Below are 994 nucleotides of genomic sequence, written 5' to 3'. Positions count from 1 at the left end.
CCAATAGCCGATCCCGATCGGATCTTGGGTAATGGCTCCAGCCATTTTACCACTCTTAATGGCATCAATTTGCGCTTTGCCTGAGTCGAAGCCGATAATAACAAGCTTATCGTTTTTGAGCTCCGTTACCGCGTTGACAACACCAATCGCCGAGCCTTCGTTCGATCCGAAAATACCTTTCAGATTCGGGTGCCCCTGTATGATGGCTTTGGCCAAATCGGTTGATTTCAATTGGTCGCCGCCGCCATATTGAATATCAACGATTTTGATATTCGGATGCTTCGCTTTCATTTGATCGACGAAGCCATCTCTTCGATCAACACCGGTGCGGCTCGTTTGGTCATGCACAACCAGCGCAACTTCACCGGCATCGCCAATCTTCTCCGCCATTTTGTCAGCGGCGAGCGCTGCGGCTTTCTTGTTATCCGTTGCAGCTGTCGTGACGGGAATGTCACTGTCTACGCCGGAATCGAAACCGATCACCGGGATATTCGCCGATTTCGCTTTCTGCAGAAGCGAGACGGATGCTTTGCTGTCCAGCGCTGCGAAAGCGATGGCGGTTGGTTTTTTATCCAAGGCAGCTTGCAGCATTTCAATTTGTTTATCGACCTGTGCTTCGGTTTCCGGGCCTTCGAAAGTAATGTTCACATCATATTCTTTGGCTGCCTTCTCTGCTCCTTGCTTCACTGCTTGCCAGAACTGGTGCTGAAAACCTTTGGAAATGACAGGAATGTAAGGCTTCGAACTGTTTGAAGACGCTGGTTTTGCCGATGATGACGTTGTAGTACTGGATGTTGAGCTTGATCCGCAAGCAGCCAAAAGCGATACCGAAAGCGTTAACACAGCGGTTGTCATGACCATTTTGCTCATTTTGTTTTTCATTTTGTTGTCTCCCTTTTTACATAAATTTGGTATATGAATTCTTACAAAGAAGGAATACCAGAGGTCATTAACCCGCTTTACGCCGACGCAGAATGTCTGCATACACCGCAAG

Annotated in this window: 1 protein-coding gene; it reads right to left on the bottom strand. The window is 48.0% G+C overall.

The window, feature by feature from the left end:
- Nucleotides 1-882: substrate-binding domain-containing protein (locus tag AC1DUA_RS38980; protein WP_477504783.1), on the bottom strand; the 882-nt coding region annotated here is incomplete at its 3' end.
- Between the last annotated feature and the right edge of the window lie 112 nt (nt 883-994).

This window comes from Paenibacillus sp. 01T422 (assembly GCF_056398785.1).
Note: the sequence above shows the minus strand (reverse complement) of the source record. Positions and strands in the feature narration are given on the sequence as shown.